19 protein-coding genes are annotated in these 19093 nt (G+C 67.7%); 14 read left to right on the forward strand and 5 right to left on the reverse strand.

The window, feature by feature from the left end; translation table 11 throughout:
- Nucleotides 1-10: 10 nt before the first annotated feature.
- On the reverse strand, nucleotides 11-685 hold the full coding sequence (locus AC3ANW_RS05785) for a FadR/GntR family transcriptional regulator (RefSeq protein ID WP_488344250.1): 675 nt from the start codon (nucleotides 683-685) through the stop codon (nucleotides 11-13).
- Nucleotides 686-1142: 457 nt separating this feature from the next.
- On the opposite strand from AC3ANW_RS05785, the gene AC3ANW_RS05790 reads away from it, so the two are divergent.
- From AC3ANW_RS05790 to AC3ANW_RS05800, 3 genes are all read left to right on the forward strand, one after another.
- Entirely contained in the window at nucleotides 1143-2330 is a 1188-nt protein-coding gene (locus tag AC3ANW_RS05790; protein ID WP_488344251.1) for an MFS transporter, read from the forward strand.
- Nucleotides 2331-2532: 202 nt separating this feature from the next.
- The gene (locus AC3ANW_RS05795) at nucleotides 2533-4872 is read left to right on the forward strand and encodes a TonB-dependent receptor domain-containing protein (protein WP_488344252.1); all 2340 of its coding nucleotides are present in this window, start codon (nucleotides 2533-2535) and stop codon (nucleotides 4870-4872) included.
- A gap of 49 nt (nucleotides 4873-4921) precedes the next feature.
- Nucleotides 4922-6097: a hemin-degrading factor gene (locus AC3ANW_RS05800; protein WP_488345360.1), complete on the forward strand. Its 1176-nt coding sequence runs from the start codon at nucleotides 4922-4924 to the stop codon at nucleotides 6095-6097.
- Between the two features lie 64 nt (nucleotides 6098-6161).
- Here AC3ANW_RS05800 and AC3ANW_RS05805 read toward each other — a convergent pair whose 3' ends face one another.
- Both AC3ANW_RS05805 and AC3ANW_RS05810 read right to left on the reverse strand, forming a co-directional pair.
- A complete protein-coding gene (locus AC3ANW_RS05805; RefSeq protein ID WP_488344253.1) occupies nucleotides 6162-6725 on the reverse strand; it encodes a DUF2325 domain-containing protein in 564 nt (187 codons plus the stop codon).
- A 194-nt stretch (nucleotides 6726-6919) separates the two neighbouring features.
- A complete protein-coding gene (locus AC3ANW_RS05810) occupies nucleotides 6920-7186 on the reverse strand; it encodes a hypothetical protein (RefSeq protein ID WP_488344254.1) in 267 nt (88 codons plus the stop codon).
- 258 nt (nucleotides 7187-7444) lie between these two features.
- Between AC3ANW_RS05810 and AC3ANW_RS05815 the strand changes: the two genes are divergently transcribed.
- Nucleotides 7445-7651 carry a hypothetical protein gene (locus tag AC3ANW_RS05815; protein ID WP_488344255.1) on the forward strand — a complete coding sequence of 69 codons (207 nt, stop codon included), beginning with the start codon at nucleotides 7445-7447 and terminating at the stop codon, nucleotides 7649-7651.
- Between the two features lie 210 nt (nucleotides 7652-7861).
- Here the strand turns inward: AC3ANW_RS05815 and AC3ANW_RS05820 are convergent, their stop codons facing one another.
- Together AC3ANW_RS05820 and AC3ANW_RS05825 are read right to left on the reverse strand one after the other, a co-directional pair.
- On the reverse strand, nucleotides 7862-8740 hold the full coding sequence (locus tag AC3ANW_RS05820) for an N-formylglutamate amidohydrolase (protein WP_488344256.1): 879 nt from the start codon (nucleotides 8738-8740) through the stop codon (nucleotides 7862-7864).
- A 2-nt stretch (nucleotides 8741-8742) separates the two neighbouring features.
- Nucleotides 8743-9741: a tripartite tricarboxylate transporter substrate binding protein BugE gene (locus AC3ANW_RS05825; protein WP_488344257.1), complete on the reverse strand. Its 999-nt coding sequence runs from the start codon at nucleotides 9739-9741 to the stop codon at nucleotides 8743-8745.
- Nucleotides 9742-9865: 124 nt separating this feature from the next.
- On the opposite strand from AC3ANW_RS05825, the gene AC3ANW_RS05830 reads away from it, so the two are divergent.
- From AC3ANW_RS05830 to AC3ANW_RS05875, 10 genes are all read left to right on the forward strand, one after another.
- Nucleotides 9866-10801, forward strand: a complete 936-nt coding sequence (locus AC3ANW_RS05830) for a LysR substrate-binding domain-containing protein (RefSeq protein WP_488344258.1) — start codon at nucleotides 9866-9868, stop codon at nucleotides 10799-10801.
- Nucleotides 10802-10879: 78 nt separating this feature from the next.
- Nucleotides 10880-11803: a LysR family transcriptional regulator gene (locus tag AC3ANW_RS05835; RefSeq protein WP_488345361.1), complete on the forward strand. Its 924-nt coding sequence runs from the start codon at nucleotides 10880-10882 to the stop codon at nucleotides 11801-11803.
- A gap of 96 nt (nucleotides 11804-11899) precedes the next feature.
- Nucleotides 11900-13585 carry a malonate decarboxylase subunit alpha gene (gene mdcA, locus AC3ANW_RS05840; RefSeq protein ID WP_488344259.1) on the forward strand — a complete coding sequence of 562 codons (1686 nt, stop codon included), beginning with the start codon at nucleotides 11900-11902 and terminating at the stop codon, nucleotides 13583-13585.
- A gap of 27 nt (nucleotides 13586-13612) precedes the next feature.
- Complete coding sequence (gene mdcC, locus AC3ANW_RS05845; protein ID WP_488344260.1) at nucleotides 13613-13948, forward strand: malonate decarboxylase acyl carrier protein; 336 nt, start codon at nucleotides 13613-13615, stop codon at nucleotides 13946-13948.
- Nucleotides 13945-14871: a biotin-independent malonate decarboxylase subunit beta gene (locus AC3ANW_RS05850; RefSeq protein WP_488344261.1), complete on the forward strand. Its 927-nt coding sequence runs from the start codon at nucleotides 13945-13947 to the stop codon at nucleotides 14869-14871. Before mdcC ends, AC3ANW_RS05850 begins: the two co-directional genes overlap by 4 nt.
- Nucleotides 14872-14925: 54 nt before the next feature.
- On the forward strand, nucleotides 14926-15900 hold the full coding sequence (locus tag AC3ANW_RS05855) for a Bug family tripartite tricarboxylate transporter substrate binding protein (RefSeq protein WP_488344262.1): 975 nt from the start codon (nucleotides 14926-14928) through the stop codon (nucleotides 15898-15900).
- 17 nt (nucleotides 15901-15917) lie between these two features.
- Complete coding sequence (locus tag AC3ANW_RS05860; protein ID WP_488344263.1) at nucleotides 15918-16625, forward strand: biotin-independent malonate decarboxylase subunit gamma; 708 nt, start codon at nucleotides 15918-15920, stop codon at nucleotides 16623-16625.
- Between the two features lie 16 nt (nucleotides 16626-16641).
- Nucleotides 16642-17253: a malonate decarboxylase holo-[acyl-carrier-protein] synthase gene (gene mdcG / locus AC3ANW_RS05865; RefSeq protein ID WP_488344264.1), complete on the forward strand. Its 612-nt coding sequence runs from the start codon at nucleotides 16642-16644 to the stop codon at nucleotides 17251-17253.
- On the forward strand, nucleotides 17250-18167 hold the full coding sequence (mdcB, locus tag AC3ANW_RS05870) for a triphosphoribosyl-dephospho-CoA synthase MdcB (protein WP_488344265.1): 918 nt from the start codon (nucleotides 17250-17252) through the stop codon (nucleotides 18165-18167). The genes mdcG and mdcB overlap by 4 nt, the downstream gene beginning before the upstream one ends.
- The gene (locus AC3ANW_RS05875) at nucleotides 18164-19033 is read left to right on the forward strand and encodes an acyltransferase domain-containing protein (protein ID WP_488344266.1); all 870 of its coding nucleotides are present in this window, start codon (nucleotides 18164-18166) and stop codon (nucleotides 19031-19033) included. Before mdcB ends, AC3ANW_RS05875 begins: the two co-directional genes overlap by 4 nt.
- Nucleotides 19034-19093 lie beyond the last annotated feature (60 nt).

The following is a 19093-nucleotide window of genomic DNA, read 5'->3' on the forward strand; positions in this document are numbered from 1 at the left end:
GAACCGGCGTTCAAGGCTCGACAAAGTCGAGCCCCAGCGTTCGGGCCGAACTGCGCAGGTGGTTCTGCATGGCGGTGCGGGCGCCTTCTGCGTCGCCCAGCGAAATGGCGGCGGCGATGGCGCGGTGTTCACGCAGTACGTCGTGTATGCGGTCGGTCTCGGCGAAGGGCAACTGCACCGCGCGGCCGATCTCGGAATCGAAGCTCCACATCAGCCGCTGCAGATGCTGGTTGCCCGACAGCTCGGCGACGAGGCGATGGAAGTCCAGGTCGGCAGCCGAGGCGCTCACCATGTCTCGGGTGATGGCGATGTCTTCCATGCGCGCCTGCAGGCCCCACAGCCGCGGCGCCTGGTCCGCCGGCATGTTGCGCGCAGCCAGTGCGGCGCTGGCCGGTTCCATGCAGAAACGAAACTGCCACAACTGCTGCAGATCGGGTGCATCGCGGCGTTCGGCCGGGGCGCTGCCGGGTTGCTCGGTGCCACGGGTGACCAGCGTGCCCTTGCCCGGCACCGACCGCACGAAACCCAGTGCCTCCAGCATCGACAGCGCCTCGCGCAGCGAGGCTCGGCTGATGCCCATCGAGTCTGCCAGTTCGCGCTGACCCGGCAACATGCTGCCGGGCTGGTAGGTGCCGCAGAAGATCTGCCTCTGCAGGGTTTGCGCGACGAGGCTGGTCATGCTCATCGTGGGCTGAAACCGTGGCGTCTGGTTGGACTGGTCATACCAGTGCAAAGCAAAGCATGTGCCAACCTTGGCCGCCCATTGCGGTGCGGCAGGCGCATAAAAAAAGGGCCGCTTGTGAGCGGCCCTTTCTGTCGGCAATCGGATCTTGTGGAATTAGTGTCCCTACTCGTCCCCCAGTCTCTTCCTGCACAACACGTTGAAGCTGCTTCCAGCTGTTGGTGGCGGACACGGTGGCGGTGAATCGAAAGCCGGTCCGGTCAGCGTTATCGGTGCAGCGGTCAGGCTTCCTCGACACGTCGCGAACCAAATGTCACAGATTGGCGGCAACGCCTCAATAGTCCGTTAGGGTCCTTATCCAAAGCGAGCATGGGCCCCACAGGAGTGTCCGTTTGTGCCCGAGGGCTTGTGCTGCCACCTAAACTAGGGTTTTCCCTGTGTTTGCGAATCGTTTTTCCTCATGCCTTCTTCTCGTCCCAGTGCAGGCAACAGCCAGTTGTCCATCGTGATCCTGGCCATCGTCGCCTTTGTGATCGTCTCGACAGAATTTCTCATCGTAGGTTTGTTGCCGGGCATTGCAACCGACCTGAATGTGTCAGTCGCACTTGCCGGGCAGCTGGTCACCCTGTTTGCCTTCACGGTGATGTTGTTCGGCCCGCCGCTGACCCTGCTGTTGTCGCACCTCGACAGGAAGAAACTTTTCATCACGATCATGGTGGTGTTCGCGCTGGCCAACGGCCTGGCCGCCGTGGCGCCCAACCTGTGGGTTCTGGGCATTGCACGGTTCATACCGGCGCTGCTGCTGCCGGTGTTCTGGGGGACGGCCAGCGAAACCGCCACGCGGCTTGTCAGGCCGGACGCGGCTGGCAGCGCGGTGGCGCGGGTGTACCTGGGGATTTCCGGCGCGCTGCTGTTCGGCATCCCGATCGGCACGCTGGCGGCCGGCACGGTCGGCTGGCGCGGCGCCTTTTGGGGATTCGCCGCCCTGTCCCTGTTGTCGGCGGTGATGCTGGCGATGTTCATGCCGGCGTTGCAGAAGCCCGAGCGGCTGCGCATCGGACACCAGTTCGCCATCCTGCGCGACGGACGTTTCCTGATGCAGGTGCTGCTGTCGGTGCTGGTGTTCAGCGCCATGTTCACCGCCTACACCTACCTGGCGGAGACGCTGGAGCGCCTGGCGGGCGTGCCGGCGGCGCAGGTCGGCTGGTGGCTGATGGCGTTCGGTGCGGTCGGCCTGGTGGGCAACACGCTGGGGGGGCGCATGACCAACCGTTCGCCGCTGGACGCCACCTTGCTTTTCACGGTGTTGCTGGGCATCGGCATGGCCGGCACCGCATGGCTGGTGCATTCGATGGTGCCGATGGTGGTGGCGCTCGTCGTCTGGGGTGTGGCGTACACGGCGCTGTTCCCGGTCTGCCAGGTGCGCGTGATGCAGGCCGCTCCGAAGGCGCAGGCATTTGCGGGAACGGTCAACGTTTCGGCTGCCAATGCTGGCATCGGGCTGGGCGCCATGATCGGCGGGCTGGCGATCAACCATCTCGGCCTGGAGTCGCTGGGGTACGTCGCGACCGGGTTGGCTGCGTTGGCTGTCTTGCTGGCGCTGCTGATGCGGGGCTCTGCTTCGCGGCCGGCTGTCATGCCCGTCTGATCGTCGGCCAGAGGCACGTGGCGTTGGCACCTCTGCAAGCTCCAAAGTCTTCGACGCAACCGGTAAACACATGTACTTGATAATGATTTTCATTTAGAATTGTTGGCGTTAGCCAGCCAGTGCTTCCTGTTGCCGGACAGATCACCGGCGACTGTTGTGACGAAAAGCCAGCGACTCTTTTCCCCATCGCAGGATTTCGTCCATGTCAGTCATCTCCCCGGCCACTTCCGGCCAGCCCCGCCGACAGGCTTCCACGCGTCTGCCGGGCCGCACCGTCCTGTGCTTCGCAGCGCAGGCCTGCCTTGCCGGTGCAATGTCGCCCGCGCTCGCGCAGACCAACGCTCCGCTCGCCGATGGCCACCTGGCCCCCACCACGGTCCAAGCCCAACGCGAACCCCAGGCCGGCAGCGTCACGGTGATCGACGCCGGGCAGATGGACCGTGAAGGCGTGACCGACATGGCCGGCGTGGTGCGCATGCAGCCCCTGGTCAGCGCTCCGGCCGCCACCAGCGGCGGCGGCAACGTGTGGGACGGCGCCGGCACCACCGGCTACAACGTGCGGGGCGTCGAGGGCAACCGGGTGAGCCTGGATGTCGACGGCATCCAGCTGCCACCTGCGGCACCCAAACCCGACGGCCTGGCATCCAATGCCTTCGGTGTCGGTCGCGACTACATCGACCCCGAGATGTTCAGCCAGGTGCGCATCGATTCCGGCACCACCTCGCCCGGCCGCTCCGGCGCCCAGGGTGGCCTGGGCGGGGGCGTGAGTTTCGTCACCAAGTCGCCGGAGGACTTCCTGCGCGACGGCGTCACCCGCTACGGCGCCTACAAGTTCGGTTATTCCGACGCCAGCGACACCCTTTCCAACGCGGTGACCGCCGCCGGCCGAATCGGCGGCGTGCAGGCGCTGGCCATCTATTCGCGCCGCGACGGCCACGAATTGAAGAACAACAGCAGCGTTGCGCCCAACCCGGACGACTGGCACAGCGATGCGCTGCTGGCCAGGTTCCGCTGGGCGGACGACGCGGTGCACAAGTTCGGCCTGACGCTGGACACCTACCGCCGCACCAACAACCGCAGCTACGACAACAAGACGTCGACTCTCTACCCGGCAGGCGCATCGCAGAAGGCGGTCGCCGAACGCATCCGGGTGAGCGGCGAACATGACTTCTTGCCCGGTGCCGGCAGCTATGCGCTGTTCGACACCCTGAAAACCCGCGTCTACCTGCAGACGTCGAGCGAGGACGACAACACCGACGCGCCTTACGTCACAGGCGGCCAGACCTACCGGCGCGCGCTGCGGACCAGTTTCAACAACGACAACGCCGGCATCACCGTCGATGCCCGCAAGCTGATGGGCCCGCATCTGCTGGCATACGGCGCTGCCCTGGACTACGGCACCTCCGACCGCCCCTGGTCGGAAGTGCGCACCAATGCCGCCGGCGCGGTCGTGCCGGCCAGCACCGGCAGCAAGAACCGCATGGCCGACACCGACACGACCCGCCTGGCGGCCTACCTGCGGGACGACTACAACTTCGCCCTGGGCTCCCGCCGCGCCACCCTCACGCCCAGCCTGCGCGCCGAAGCCTGGCGAATGAAGCCCAGCAGCGCCGGCTACGCCACGGCGGTCGGCGCCAATGCCGCTTCGGAACTGGGGACCGACACCGACGCCGCCTTCCTGCCCGGCCTGAGCCTGGCCCTGGAACTGCAGCCCGGCCTGGACGCCTACGTGCAATACAACCGCGGCCTGCGGGTCCCGACGGCAGCCGAAAAGACCGGCACCTATGACTCGCTGAGCTACACCGGATCGACCGGCGCCGGATACGCGGTGCTGGGCAATGCCGACCTGAAGAAGGAAACCAGCGACGCCTTCGAACTGGGCATCCGCGGCGCGGCCGCGCCCGGCCTCACCGTGCGTGCCGCCGCCTTCTACACCCGCTACCACGACTACATCGAGTACGCGGCGCAAGCCTATGACCGGGTGAATTACCCGACGCTGACATTCGGCCTGTACCGGCCCGAGAACATCGGCCGCGCCGACATCTGGGGTGGCGAGTTCTCCACCCGGATCGAAGGCGGCGAATGGTTGCGCAGCCTGCGCGGCTACAGCCTCGAACTGGCCGGCGGCGTGACCCAGAGCAGCGCCACCAACAGCAGCACCGGCACCAGGGGCCGGCTGGCCTCGGTCGCGCCGGCCAAGATGGTTGCCACGCTCGGCTACACCGATCCCGGCAAACGGTTCGGTGTGTTCGGTTCGGGCACCGCAGTCAAGGCAAAACAGGCCATGGGCGACGTCATCGCCGGGTCGACCACCAGCACCTTCGCAGTGCCGGGTTATGCCACCTTCGACCTGACGGCCTTCTGGAACATCACACCCAAGGTTCGCCTGAACGCCGGCATCTACAACATCGCCGACAGGAAGTACTTCAACTACGCCACGGTGCGCGGCCTGCCCGGCAGCACCGCCGCGCAACGCACCGAGATCGACCGGGTCAGCATGCCCGGCCGCAACCTCGGCGTCAGCCTGAACGTGGTCTTCTGAGGCCGCAGCTTCTTCCCATGTCCATCGCCACAGAAACACCGTGAACACCATGTCCTTCAGCAAGAGAGACTTCCACCGCCTCACCCTGTGCGCCTGCGCAGCCCTGGCGCTGCCGGGCACCGCGGCCTGGGCGGCCACGCCCGGCCTGGCCGAACGCTGGGCCGAACTGCGCGCCCAGCAGCCGCGCCTGCCGGCACGCGATGCCGCCCGCAGCCTGGGTGTGTCCGAGGCCGAACTGCTGGAAACCCGTGTCGGCACCACCGCCACCCGCCTGCGCGACGGCAGCGATGCCGCCCGAGAAATGCTGCGGCAGTTGCCGGCCGTCGGCGAGTTCATGGCCCTCACCCGAAACGACGCCGCCGTGATCGAGACCACCGGCGTGCCACGGACGCTGCCGGCCCGCTCGACCCAGCCCACCGGCGATCCCGCCGCCGACGAAGAGCGCCGTATCCGCATGCGCAACGTGGTCGGTTATCTGGGTGGGCCGATCGACCTGCGGACCGACTTCGAACATTGGGCCCATGCCTTCGCCGTCGTGCAGCCGGGTGCCGAAGGCAAGACCAGCCGCAGCCTGCAGTTCTACGATGCGCACGGCGATGCGGTGTTCAAGGCTTTCATGGTCGAGGACTCGGACGTGTCGGCCTTCGACCGCATCGCACGCGAATTCACCGCGCCGGCCACCACCGGTCCACTGGCTGTCAAGCCGGCGCCGGCCCGCCCCGCGGTCAGGCCCGACAGCGCCATCGACGCGGCCGAATGGCGCCGGGCATGGAACCAGCTCAAGGACGTGCACGAGTTCTCGCGCATGCTGACCGACTTCGGCGTCGAGCGGCAGCAGGGACTGCGGCTGGCTCCACCCGGCAAGGCCGTTCCGCTGGAGCCGCAAGCCATCCGGCCCCTCCTGCAGGGGGCGGCGGCGCAGCAGGTGGCCATCATGGCTTTCGTCGGCAACAAGGGCCTGACGGAAATCTTCAGCGGCAAGATCGAGAAGGTGCAGGAGGTCGGCGGTTACTTCAACGTGCTCGACCCGAAGTTCAACCTGCATTTGCGCGACAAGGCATTCACGAACGCCTGGCTGATCGACCGTGGCGGCATCCTGTCGGTGGAGTTCTATGACGACCGTGGCGTGCTGGCGGTGAGTTTCTTCGGCGTCCACGGCCGAGGCGAACCACAGCCGAAATCCTGGAAAGACCTGGCCGACGGCCTGCCGCGCCTGCCCGGCTGAGCCCGGCCCCGGTCGGCTGAAGTCCGGCGCTGCATCTGTAGCGGCCGGGCTTTCGTTTTGCCGTTCAGTTCTCCGGCGACAGCACCTGCCTGTGGATCCGCATGATGCGCAGCGCTTCCGGCTGTTCGACCACCACACAGGCCTTGCCGGTGCGTTTGCAATGGTCCTGCACCCGCCAGTAGTCGCCGTGGCTCAGGCAGCCGGTCTGGCAGATCACCAGGTCGGCTGCGACCAGGCTCGCCTCGAGCGCGGCGAGTTCGCGGGTGTCCTGCAAAGAGCGTGTCGGGTCGGCCGGTTCTGCCGGCTGGCGCTGCCAGTGCAGGCGTTCGCGCATCAGTTCGTGGATGCGGCCGACCAGGATCTCGACGCGGCGGGTGAGGGCGGCCCGGCGCGGCAGTCCAGGGATGGAGGCTTGGAGTGCGTCGTGGTCTTCACGGGCCCAGGCCAGGGCGGTCTCACGGACCATGATGGCGGCCCGGTCACGAATGGCCTGCCTTTGCAGGGCGGTGATTTCGGCGGCCTGCCGCGCCAGCAGATCCGAACACCGCGCCTGCACACTGGCGAAATGCCGCGCAAGGGCCAGGTGTTCGTGGATCAGTCGCTCGGCATCGTGCGGGGCAGGATTCATGGCGGGTCTCGGAAATCGGGGGAAAAAATGCATGGCTGGCCGGCGAACCGATGGCTAGCAAAAACGACCTTGGAGACTGTTCAGGTCTCGGGTCGCCCCACGATGAAACGGGTGGAAAGAAGCAGCGTCTGCTGCTGTTTCCGTGCGCTGATCTTACATCAGATAAAAGTGATTCTCGTTTACTTTTTTGAGATTCAGCTTGCGGCGGTCAGCGGCGAGACCTCCCCGTCCACCGCGACGACCGAAGCGTGCGCGCTGTCGTCGATCTCGATAGGCGTGCCCATGAAGCGGTCGGTCGGCAGTTCGTTGGAGGTGCCGATGCCGATCTGCCCCAACTTGCGCTGGCCCATCAGGCTCTGGTGCTGCGTGGTCGACATCACCAGCTTCTGCGGGTACCGGTTGTCGTGTTTCTTCCAGTGGTCGCGGATGGCGGCCACGGCTAGTTCGTAGATATTGCTCATGAAGGCTGAAGGTCGGGAAGGCCCGCATTTTCGCGCGTCGGGAGCTGCGCCAGATTTGTATCAGGAGGTGTTGAAGAAATCGGCACGCGGCCCGGCCGGAAGAACTGGCGCCGGTCTCCGAATCGACCCGGCACCCGACGCAGGCGCTGCGTTCTGCGGCCCCGCTTGTCCGTCGCGTGACGGCCAGGTAAATGCGTTTGTACATACGGTCGGCCGACCGGAAGCCGGACGATACTTTTGCCGCAACTTCCTCAGACCATGACCCACATCGTCCCGCAATCATCGACCGTGCTGGCAACCGCCTTCTGCGTCATCGCGCTGGTGGGCGCGCTGCTGTTCTTCGCCTGGGACCACATTCCGCGGCCATGGGCCGCGGGCTGCGCCTGGCTGTGGGTGTCGCTGGAAGTGAGTGTGTTCGCCATGATGATCAACTCGTTCATGGCCATGGCCTGGCTCGACTTCTGAATCAGGTTCTGCCGGACTGACCCGCGGTCGAGGCATCCGGCACCACCGCCAGCACCCGCCGGACCTCGGCGTGAAGGGCATCAGCGCGCGGGAGGTGTTGGCAGATCCGCCTGGCTGTCGATGCGATGGCCCCGGTTGCCTGAGTTTTCGGGCCGCGCCGCCACGGCATGCATGCATTTCGGCCGCAATTCGAACCGTTCGCCATGGTGGTCACGGCTGTCGGACGGCCTCGTGACTGCGGAAGTAATCCGCCATTTCGACCAGCAATCCGCGGATGTCGCGCCGCACGACATCGAAGTTCGCATTGCGTTCGCGGCTGTTCTCGTCCATGTAGATCGGGCGCCGGATCTCGATCTGCATGCTGTTGCGCCGCTCGGCCGGCCGGCCGATGTTGGCGATCAGCTGCACACCCTTGTACGGGTCGTTGCGGGCCACGGAATAGCCCTTGCCGCGCAGGTGATCGGACACCAGGTCGACGAAGGCCGGCTCGCAGGTGCTGCCGTCGCGGTCGCCCAGCACGAAATCGGCCAGCGGTTTGTCGCTGTTGATCTGCAGCCGTTCGTATGCGTTGTTTGGCATCGAATGCAGGTTCAGGTGCCACACCGCGCCGAAGCGTTCGTGCGCGGCCTCGACCGCCGCCATCAGCGCCTGGTGATACGGCCGGTAGCAGCGGGCGATGCGCTGCTGCACCTCGGCTACCGGCAGCAGGCGGTCGTAGATCAGCTGGTTCTTCACCGTTCGCCAGATCAGCCCCGAGCCGATGCGGGTCTTCTCGCTGGGCGACAGCGGTGTGGGCCAGGGAGTCTCCAGCAGGGCCGGATCGATGTCGTCCAGGGTGCGGTTGAGGTCCAGATAACTGCGCGGAAAATGCGCCTCGACCAGCGTGGCGCCCAGCGCCGGGGCATCGCCCCACAGGGCTTCGACATGGGTGTCTTCTGCCGCGCGCAACGTCGCCCTCGGGACCGCATGGCGGAAGTCGTCCGGATAGGTGGTGCCGCTGTGCGGCGAGTCGCACACCAGCGGGATCGCGGCGCCCTGCGCAGGGTGAAGGCTGAACATGTCGGTGGTCATCCCGGTGATGTCGGTCATGGTCACTCCGCGCTGATCTTCGCGACCTTGGCGACCGCCGCATAACGCGCCACCGCCTGCTCGATCTGGGCCTGGAACTGCGCGGGTGTGTTGGGGATCAGCGTGGCACCGGCTTCGTCCATCTTCCGGATGAAATCGGGTTGCTGCATGGCGGTGTGGATCGCCTGGTTGAGTTTCTGCACGATCTGCGGCGGCGTACCTGCGGGGGCGACCACACCGAACCAGCCGCCGTTGCCCATCTGCGGGAAACCCAGTTCGCCGTAGGTCGGCACGTTGGGCAGCGCCGGCGATCGTTTGTCCGACAGCACCGCCAACGCACGCAGGCGGCCCGACTGGATGTGGGGCAGGGCGGAAGGCAGGTTGTCGGTGATGGCATCGACCTGGCCGGCGACGGCATCGTTCAGCGCCATGCCCGATCCCTTGTAGGGCACGTGCAGCAGTTGCACCTTGGCCAGGCTGGAAAAATACTCCACGTTGGCATGGCCCAGCGAGCCGGTGCCGGGCGATGCGAAGGTGATCTTGCCGGGCTCTTTTTTCGCCTGGGCCAGCAGTTCGGGCATCGTTCTCGCGGCGAAGGCGGCGTTGACGGCGAACACGCCGGGCACGGTGGCCACGTTGGTGACCGGCGAGAAATCCTTCAGCGGGTCGTACTTCAGGCGGCTGCCGTAAGCGGCGGCGTTGGAGCCGTGGGTGCTCATGGTCGCCATGCCCAGGGTGTAGCCGTCGGGCCGCGCCTTCGCCACCATCTCCATGCCCAGCGAGCCACCGGCGCCGGCGCGGTTGTCCACGATCATCGGCTGGCCCAGGGCACGGCCGGCGAATTCGGCGATAAGCCGTGCCGCCAGGTCGGTCGAGCCGCTGGGCGAGAAGGGCACGATGAGCCGGATCGGCCTGTCCGGAAATTCGGCCTGTGCTGCCCCGGAGGCCAGTGCGGCCAGGGCGCCCAAGGCGGCCAGTGCGATGACGCCGAAGCGGCGGAAGCGGGATGTAGGTTGGTTCATGGGGGCTAGTTTCCCGATGCCTGCCACCAGGATCAAACGACATTTCGGGCACGCAGCATGCTTGCTGGTCATACTCGCACCCGGGTCGGGCACCGAGCCCCTGGCCTCCAAAGAAATTCCAGCCATGCGCCTGCATTCGCCCTCGATGTCCGAACTCCATGCCGTCGCCACCGCGGTGCGGCTGGGCAGCTTTTCGCGTGCAGCCGAAGCCCTGTGCGTCACCCAGAGCGCGGTCAGCCGGGCGGTGCTGCGGCTGGAAGCCCATTACGGCCGGCCGTTGCTGCAGCGCAATGCCCATTTCCTGCGCCTCACGCCAGTCGGCCAGCAATTGCTGGATGCGGTGCGCGAGCCATTGGCCGCCATCGAGGAAGCCAGCGCCCTGATCCGCGAAGGCCCGGCCGACCGCCCGCTGAGCCTGGCCGTGGTGCCCACGCTCGCAAGCGTCTGGCTCATTCCCCGCCTGCGCCGTTTCCACGAGCGCCACCCGCGGGTGAAGCTGAATTTCGTGCCTTACCGCAAGGGCGAGGATTTCTCGGGATCGGCACCCGATGCCGCCCTGCTTACCGGCCTCGGCCCGGACGACTGGCCGAACTGCCGAAGCGACTACGTGATCGGCCGCGAGATGATCCCCATCTGCCACCCGACCCGCCGGGCCCGCCGCCAGCATGACGGCGAGTGGCGCCATCCCGGCGACCTGGCCGACGAACCGCTGCTCTATCACACGACCGCGCCCGGCAACTGGACGCAGTGGCTGCGAGCGGTCGGTGCCGGCCATCGACCACCCCGGCTGACGACTGCCTTCGACCAGGTGTCGATCGTGATCCAGGCTGTCGTCGCCGACATGGGCGTGGCCCTGGTGCAGCGCTGCCTGGTGCGCGACGAACTGATGTCGGGCAAGGTCGTGACGCCCTTCGACCTGCCGGTGCAGCTGACCCGCGGTTATTTCTTCTGCACTCCGAAGGAGCGCCGGGAGGCGCCAGGGCTGGATGCCTTCCGACGCTGGTTGCTCGACGAGGCGGCATCCGACATCGGGTCGATGGGAGTGACGGCGCAGGCCTGAGGCTCACAACCCGGGGCTTTCCCAAGCGGCGTTTCCCGCGTTTGCCCTTAAGGTCGCCGCATGAATTCACCCGTGACGGTGCCGACGCGCATCGACGAAACCATCAGCTTCCGCAAGCTGGAAACGCTGCTCGCATTCATGGAATCCGGCAGCCTGGCCCGCACCGCCGAACGGCTGCAGACCAGCACGGTCAGCGTGCACCGCGCCCTGCATTCGCTCGAAGAAGGCACCCGTTGCTCGCTGTTCCTGCACCAGGGCCGCAACCTGGTGCCGACCGATGCGGCGCGGGTGCTGGCCGATGTGGCCCGCGACGTGCTCAAGACCATGGCCGAAGGCGTGCGCGCAGCACGCGCGGTAGCCGGATATGCCAACGGCCATCTCAAGCTGGGCTCGCTGTATTCACTCACCATCCAGCTGGTGCCCGAGGTCATCGTCGGCCTGCGCCAGCGGCTGTCCGAGATGCAGGCCGAGCTGGTGCTGGGTTCCAACGCCGAGCTGCTCGAAAAGCTGCGGGCTGGCGCGCTCGATGCCACTCTGATGGCGCTGCCCGAATCCGAGCCCGGCATCGTTTCCATCGCGCTGCAGGAAGACGACATGTTCTTCGCCGCGCCGCTGGGCTCGCCCTATGCCGGCCGCGCCAGCATCGACCTGCGCGACTGCAAGGGCGACCGTTTCGTGACCCTGGGCGACGGTTTCGCCACCCGGCACGGTTTCCGGCGTGCCTTCGAAGTGGCGGGTTTCGCCCCGCAGATCGTGATGCAGGTGGGCGACATCTTTTCGCTGGCCAATCTGGTCAGCGGGGGGGTGGGATATACCCTGCTGCCCGGCCGGGTGAGGACCATCTTCAACCACAAACTCCAGCTGATCCCGCTGGACGAAGCCTTCAGGGCGCGGCAGACCATCGGCCTGTCCTTCCTGGCATCGCGCGAGCGCGATCCCGACCTGCGGGTGCTGGCATCGGTCTGCCGGACAGTGGCCGACGACCCCGGCCGGCGCGGCTAGATCAACCGGAGCCGCCGCCGAACGTTCCGCTTAAGTTAAACGTTCGACGGCGAGCTTGATTGATCGACGGTGGCGCGGTGTTTACCTTCGCGCCCCATGAATGCCAACCCCCGCTGGAATCTTCGTGCGCTGGACCACCGCGGCCGGCTGGCCCGGGCCGCCCAGGCGCTCGGCCCCAAACTTTCGGGCAAGGTGGTCACGACCGATGCCGTCGCCACCTTGCTGCAGGCCGTGCTGCAACCGCACGACCGCGTCTGCCTGGAGGGCAACAACCAGAAGCAGGCCGACTTCCTGGCCGACGCGCTGGTGGGCCTGGACGCACAGCAGGTGCACCACCTGCACATGGTGCAGTCGGTGCTGGCGTTGCCGCAGCACCTGGACATCTTCGAGAACGGCATCGCCAGCAAACTGGACTTCAGTTTTTCCGGGCCTCAGGGCGCACGGCTTGCGAAGCTGGTGGCGGCGGGCCGAATCGAGATCGGCGCCATCCACACCTACCTGGAACTGTTCGCCCGCTACTTCGTCGACCTGACACCCGACGTTGCGCTGATCGCGGCGCAGGCGGCCGACGCCGAGGGCAACCTCTACACCGGGCCGAACACCGAGGACACACCGGCCATCGTCGAGGCCACTGCGTTCTCCGGCGGCATCGTCATCGCCCAGGTCAACGAACTGGTGGACGGCCGCACCACCACGCTGCCGCGCATCGACATTCCGGCCGACTGGGTGAGTTTCGTGGTGCCGGCTTCGCGTCCGCATTTCATCGAACCGCTTTTCACTCGCGATCCGGCGCAGATCAGCGAGATCCAGGTGCTGATGGCCATGATGGCGATCAAGGGCATCTACGGCGAATACGGTGTGCAGCGGCTGAACCACGGGATCGGTTTCGATACCGCGGCCATCGAACTGCTGCTCCCGACCTACGGCGAATCGCTGGGCCTGAAAGGCAGGATCTGCCAGCATTGGGCCTTGAACCCGCATCCGGCCATGATCCCGGCCATCGAGGCGGGCTGGGTGAAGTCCATCCATTCATTCGGTTCCGAACTGGGCATGGAGGACTACATCCGCGCTCGCAGCGACGTGTTCTTCACCGGGCCCGACGGCAGCCTTCGCAGCAACCGCGCCTTCAGCCAAGCCGCCGGCCATTACGCCTGCGACCTGTTCATCGGCTCCACGCTGCAGATGGACCTGGACGGCAACAGTTCGACCGCCACGCTGGGCCGCATCGCCGGTTTTGGCGGCGCACCCAACATGGGCGCCGACGCCCGCGGTCGACGCCATGCCAGCCCGGCCTGGATGAAAGCCGGCCAGCAGGCACGGCAGGGCAGGGCGGGCGCGGCCGGCACGCCGCGCGGGCAGAAGCTGGTGGTGCAGATGGTCGAGACTTTCCGCGAACACATGCAGCCGGCCTTCGTCGACCGGCTCGACGCCTGGACACTGCAGGAACAGGCCGGCATGGCGCTGCCGCCGATCATGGTCTACGGCGAAGACGTCAGCCATGTGCTGACCGAGGAAGGCATCGCCAATCTGCTGCTGTGCCGCACCGACGAGGAACGCGAGCAGGCGATCCGGGGTGTGGCCGGCTACACCCCGGTCGGCCTGGGGCGCGACCGGCGCATGGTCGAGAACCTGCGCGACCGCAAGATCATCCAGCGCCCGGAAGACCTCGGCATCGACCCGCGCGAGGCCACCCGCAACCTGCTGGCGGCCCGCAGCATGCGCGACCTGGTGCGGGCGTCCGGCGGGCTGTACCAGCCGCCGAAACGTTTCCGCAACTGGTGATCGTCCAGGCCGCCAAAGAAAGACTTCATGAGCGACAACATTCCTCCGGGCCTCGAAAGGCTGGACTATTCATTTCCCGGCGAACGCGCATTCGCCAGCTTCGCCGCGGTGCTGGTCGGTGTGGTCGGGTCGGGCAACCTCGAAGTGATGCTGGAGCCGGCCGAGGGCGGCGATTGCCAGGTGCGCATCGAGACTTCCGCGCGCGGTTTCGCGCCCATCTGGAACGCCGTGGTGCACGATTTCCACCAGCGCCACCGGCTGGCCGGCGTGCGGGTTTCGGTCAACGACATGGGCGCCACGCCGGCGGTGGTCGGCCTGCGGCTGGACCAGGCGGTGGCCGCACTGAAGGAGGCGCGGCCATGAGCGGCGCTGCCGACCGTGTCGTGAGTTATGCCGAATGCAGCGCCCGTGAACGCCTGGCGCTGTTGCTGGATGCCGGCAGTTTCCACGAATGGCTGCCGCCGTCGGAACGCATCACCAGCCCGCACCTGGCGCAGCTGGGTGTGCCATCCGCCTTCGACGACGGCGTGGCCGTGGGATGCGCCACGCTGGCCGGCCGGCCGGTGTTCGTCGCTGCGCAGGAAGGCGAATTCATGGGCGGCGGCGTGGGTGAAGTCCACGGCGCCAAGCTGGTCGGCCTGCTGCAACGGGCACGGCGAGACCGCCCGGCCGCGGTGTTGCTGCTCGCCGAGTCCGGCGGCGTGCGGCTGCACGAGGCCAATGCCGGCCTGATCGCGGTGTCGGAGGTGATGCGGGCGCTGCTCGACCTGCGTGCCGCCGGCATTCCGACCATCGTGCTGATCGGCGGGGCCAACGGATGTTTCGGCGGCATGGGCATCGTCGCCCGCTGCGCAGACCGCATCGTGATGAGCGACACCGGGCGGCTGGCGATGTCCGGCCCGGAGGTCATCGAGGCATCGCACGGCGTGGATGAATTCGACTCGCGCGACCGGGCGCTGGTGTGGCGCACCAGCGGCGGCAAACACCGCTGGCTGACCGGCGACTGCGACCTGCTGGTCGAGGACGACGTGGCCGCTTTCCGTCATGCCGCCGTCGACCTGCTGATCCGCCCCGACGTGGCCCGGCCGGTGACGCTGGAAGCCCTGGAAACCGAACATGCACTGCTGGCCGCGCGCCTGGTCGCCACACCCGAAAGCGGCTGGAACGACGGCACCGGGGACGACGCGATCCGCCTGTGGCGTGGCTTGGGCATCGACCGGGCGGAGCGCATTCCGGCGCTGGATGTCGCCGCGGTGAAGAACCTGCTCCCCGAACGCGGCGCCTAGACGCCCGTCGGAACCGGCATTCCAGCATTTTTATAACGACAGGAGACAAGAACCATGAGCTACCGATTCAGCAGGCGCTGGTTGATGGGCGCGGCGGCCCTGGCCGCCACCGGCGTGCGTGCACAGTCCGGCTGGCCGGCCAAACCGGTCAACCTGATCGTGCCGTTCCCGGCGGGCGGCGGCACCGATGCGTTCGCCCGGCCGCTGTCGGCGCAGTTTTCCAAGCAGACCGGCAAGACACTGGTCATCGACAACCGCGGCGGCGCGGGCGGCACGCTGGGCGCGACCATCGCCGCACGCGCACCGGCCGACGGCTACACCCTGTTCATGGGCGCCATCCACCACGCCATCGCGCCGGCCATGTATCCCAAGCTGGACTACGACCTGCAGCGCGATTTCGTGCCCATCGCCCTGCTGGCCGAGGTGCCGCAGGTGCTGGTGGTCAGCCCCAAGCGGGTGACGTCACCGGACTTCAAGAGTTTCCTGGCCTACCTGCGCGCCAACCCCGGCAGGCTCAACTACGGCTCGGCCGGCGGCGGAACTTCGCACCACCTGGCGGGCGAATTGTTCAAGCAGCAGACCGGCACCTTCATCACCCACATTCCTTACCGCGGTTCCGGCCCGGCGCTGCAGGACCTGATCGCCGGCAACGTGGACATGATGTTCGACGGCCTGGGTTCGTCGGCCAACCACATCAAGGGCGGCCGCATCAAGGCGCTGATGATCGCCGGCAACAAACGCAACCCGGCGTTCCCCGACGTGCCCTGCGCCGCCGAGGTGGGCCTGCCGGCCTACAACGTCACCACCTGGTACGGCCTGTGGGCACCGCGCGGCACGCCCGCCGACGTGCAGGCCGCCATCGCCGAAGAGATGCGCAAGGCCGGTGCCGGCGAAGACGTCAAGACCGCCTGGGCCGCCAACGGCGCGCATTACGGAACCCTCACGCCGCAGCAGTTCGGCGAATACGTCAACGCCGAGACGGTGCGTTGGGCGGCGGTCGTCAAGGCCGGCAACATCAAGCTCGAATAGCACTGGACACCACACACATGAGCCCGGACTGGAACTCCCTCTGCACCCGACTCTTCGGCGCGGACCACGGCGTCGCCGCCGACGGCGACCTGCTGTCCGGCACCGCCACGCTCGACGGCCGGCCGCTGGCAGTGGTCGGCACGACCGGCCATGCCGCCATCGGGGTACAGCTGGCGCTGGCGCAGGCGCGGGTGGTGCTGGACACCATCGCCCGATTTCCCGGCCGGCCGATATTGCTGCTGATCGACACCCAGGGCCAGCAGCTGCGGCGGCGCGACGAACTGCTGGGCATCAACCGCGCCATGGCGCACCTGGGCATGGCGGTCGACCTGGCGCGGCGCGGCGGGCATCCGGTGCTGGGGCTGGTGTACGACCAGGCGCTGTCGGGCGGTTTCATCACCTCGGGCCTGATCGCCGATGCCTGCGACGCGCTGCCGGACGCCGAGATCCGGGTGATGCGCATCCCCGCCATGGCGCGTGTCACCAAGCTGCCTGAGAGCCTGCTCGACCAGCTGTCCCGGCGCAACCCGGTGTTCGCTCCGGGCGTCGAGAACTACGTGGCGATGGGCGGTGTGCGGCGGCTCTGGAAGGGCGACCTGCAGGCCTGCCTGCGGGATGCGCTGGCGTCGCTGGATCCGGTGGACCGCCGGGCGTCGGACGGGCTGGAGCGCGGCGGCCGCAAGCTGTCAGCGACCGTAGTGCAGCGCGTACTGGATGCGGCCTGAACTACCTTTGCCGATCATGCAGCGTCACGATCTTTTTCATCTGTCGCCCGGTGCATGGGCCGAGGTTCTGGACCGGGCCTGGGATGCCGAGGCCTTGGCCTGCCTGATCCACTGGCGCGACCACGACCTGCCGCTGGTGGTGGCGCGGCAGGCCGGCATGGCGAACGGGGCAACGGTGGCGCTGGGCCTGCCGGCACCGGCCTGCTGGTCGCGTCGTCGGCTGGCCTTGCAGGTGGCGGCGGAAAAGCTGGGTCGGCCAGCGGCCCTGCCCGGCGTCGAATGTGTCGCGGGCCTGCTGCCGCTGGCACTGGTCGACGGGCTGCCGACCCACCTGCGTATCGCCGGCAGCTTCGGCTGGCAGCATCTCACCGGGCTGGCCTGCGTGCATGCCGATTCCGACATCGACTTGCTGGTGAACGTGGGCGATGCGGCCGGCGCCGATGCCGTTGCCGCCTTGCTTGCCGGACATGGCAACCGACGGCCGCGGCTCGACGGCGAACTGATCTTTCCCAGCGGGGCCGCGGTTGCCTGGCGTGAATGGGCGGCGGTCCGTGGCGCCGCTGCGCCCCAGGTGCTGGTCAAACGCATCCGTAGCGCATCGCTGGAAGACCCGCTGGCCGTCGCATGAAACTTCCGTTCGCTCCGGTGGTTTCCCTGCCTTCGCGGTCATCGCCGGCCTCGCATCTCCATCTGCCGTGCCCGACGCCGGCGCTGCAAGGCATCGGCCTGGCCGCCACCGCCGCGCTGTACGACGAACTGGCCCTGGCTCCCAAACCCGGCCTCGTGTCCTTTGTCGATCGTGGCAGCCACCGCGATATGGACGCCGACACCTTCCTGCGTAGCCTGCATGCACTGCGGCCGTATTTCGAAGCGATGGCGGTGAAGGGATGGCGAACCGAGGACTTCGAGTCGCTGCAGGCCTGCGGCATCGCGGCAGAGGCCCGCATGCTGGCCGCGACCGGCGGCATCAATACCCATCGCGGTGCGATCTTCTCGCTGGGCCTGCTGTGTGCGGCGGCGGGCGCGGCCTTGCAGGTCTCGCCGCGCCGCCCGCTGTCACCCGACTGGCTGCGTGACCGGCTGGTGCTGCACTGGGGCGATGCCCTGGAAGCCCGGAGCCACCGGTCGTCCAGCCTGCCGGGCGGCATCGCGGCGCGGCGCCACGGCCTGCGCAGCGCCTCGATGGAAGCAGCCGCCGGGTTTCCCACGCTGTTCGAGACCGCCTGGCCCACCCTGGACGCGGGTCTGCGCAACGGCATCGGCACGGACAGGGCGCGACTCGATGCACTGTTCCACGCCATGGCAGTGCTGGACGACACCAACCTGGTCCACCGCGGCGGCATGGCGGGACTTGCCTTCGCACGCCACGCCGCACGGACTTTCATCGCGGATGGCGGGGCCGGCCGACCGGAAGGCCCGGCCGCGGCGTGGGTGCTGCACCGCGCCTTCGTCGCCCGCAACCTGTCGCCCGGCGGCGCCGCCGACATCCTGGCCGCCGCCTGCCTGTTGTCCCGCCTGCAGCACCTGCCGGGCTTTCAGTGAGCTACGCGCTGCTGTTTTCCGGGCAGGGCCTGCAGCATCCGGCGATGCTGCCGTGGCTGGCGGACGACGGCTGGCGCGACACATTGGTCGACCCCGTCGCCGCCGGCCGCAACGCCTTCGCCCAACCCCTGCTGACCCGCCTGGCACTGGATGCATGGGCGCAGCTGTCGCCACTGCTGCCCGCTCCGGCGGCAATCGCCGGCTACAGCGTCGGTGAACTCGCCGCTTTCAGCGTGGCTGGCGTTTTCGACGGCGACGCCGCCATCCGTCTGGCCGAACAGCGCGCATCGCTGATGGACATCTGCGCGGCGGCCGGGCCGCCGACCGGACTGCTCGGCGTATCCGGCCTGGGGCCCGGGCAGCAGGCGGTGCTTTGCGAACGGCTGGGGCTGTGCATCGCCATCCGCACCGATTCGCACACGGTGGTCATCGGCGGGCCGCGCGACGGCCTGGCGCTGGCTGCCGAGGCCGCGAGCGCAGCCGGAGCCCAGGCCACGCCGCTGCGGGTGGCGCTGGCATCACACACACCCTGGATGCGGGCTGCGGCAGAGGCCTTTGCCGCACTGCTGCAGCGCACACCGGTCGCCGCACCGCGAGTGCCGCTGTTCTGCAACCTCACCGGTGGGCGCGTCACCGGCACCGCCGGCATCAGGTCGGCGCTGGCCAACCAGATCGACCACGCGGTCCGCTGGGACGAAGACATGGACGGCATCGCCGAACGGGGCGTGAACTGCGTGCTGGAAATCGGGGGCGGGAGCGCGCTGGCGCGCCAGTGGAACAAACGTTTCCCTTCGGTGCCCGCGCGGGCGGCGGACGATTTCATGAGCGTCTCCGCACTGGTCGGCTGGATCGAAAGGTCGGGTTGACGGAAGTCCGGCTTCGGCCGTGTCACCGCAGGGCGCTCCTGTCAGATCCGAAAAACGCTT

It is taken from the genome of Xylophilus sp. PBN-3R, from assembly GCF_057747805.1.

Coding starts and splice junctions, on each gene's coding strand:
- mdcA (WP_488344259.1), top strand. CDS start 11,900: ATGAATGCCAACCCCCGCTGGAATCTTCGTGCGCTGGACCACCGCGGC.
- AC3ANW_RS05800 (WP_488345360.1), top strand. CDS start 4,922: ATGTCCTTCAGCAAGAGAGACTTCCACCGCCTCACCCTGTGCGCCTGC.
- mdcC (WP_488344260.1), top strand. CDS start 13,613: ATGAGCGACAACATTCCTCCGGGCCTCGAAAGGCTGGACTATTCATTT.
- AC3ANW_RS05785 (WP_488344250.1), bottom strand. CDS start 685: ATGAGCATGACCAGCCTCGTCGCGCAAACCCTGCAGAGGCAGATCTTC.
- AC3ANW_RS05855 (WP_488344262.1), top strand. CDS start 14,926: ATGAGCTACCGATTCAGCAGGCGCTGGTTGATGGGCGCGGCGGCCCTG.
- AC3ANW_RS05860 (WP_488344263.1), top strand. CDS start 15,918: ATGAGCCCGGACTGGAACTCCCTCTGCACCCGACTCTTCGGCGCGGAC.
- AC3ANW_RS05815 (WP_488344255.1), top strand. CDS start 7,445: ATGACCCACATCGTCCCGCAATCATCGACCGTGCTGGCAACCGCCTTC.
- AC3ANW_RS05805 (WP_488344253.1), bottom strand. CDS start 6,725: ATGAATCCTGCCCCGCACGATGCCGAGCGACTGATCCACGAACACCTG.
- AC3ANW_RS05795 (WP_488344252.1), top strand. CDS start 2,533: ATGTCAGTCATCTCCCCGGCCACTTCCGGCCAGCCCCGCCGACAGGCT.
- AC3ANW_RS05825 (WP_488344257.1), bottom strand. CDS start 9,741: ATGAACCAACCTACATCCCGCTTCCGCCGCTTCGGCGTCATCGCACTG.
- mdcB (WP_488344265.1), top strand. CDS start 17,250: ATGAAACTTCCGTTCGCTCCGGTGGTTTCCCTGCCTTCGCGGTCATCG.
- AC3ANW_RS05820 (WP_488344256.1), bottom strand. CDS start 8,740: ATGACCGACATCACCGGGATGACCACCGACATGTTCAGCCTTCACCCT.
- AC3ANW_RS05850 (WP_488344261.1), top strand. CDS start 13,945: ATGAGCGGCGCTGCCGACCGTGTCGTGAGTTATGCCGAATGCAGCGCC.
- AC3ANW_RS05810 (WP_488344254.1), bottom strand. CDS start 7,186: ATGAGCAATATCTACGAACTAGCCGTGGCCGCCATCCGCGACCACTGG.
- AC3ANW_RS05830 (WP_488344258.1), top strand. CDS start 9,866: ATGCGCCTGCATTCGCCCTCGATGTCCGAACTCCATGCCGTCGCCACC.
- mdcG (WP_488344264.1), top strand. CDS start 16,642: ATGCAGCGTCACGATCTTTTTCATCTGTCGCCCGGTGCATGGGCCGAG.
- AC3ANW_RS05790 (WP_488344251.1), top strand. CDS start 1,143: ATGCCTTCTTCTCGTCCCAGTGCAGGCAACAGCCAGTTGTCCATCGTG.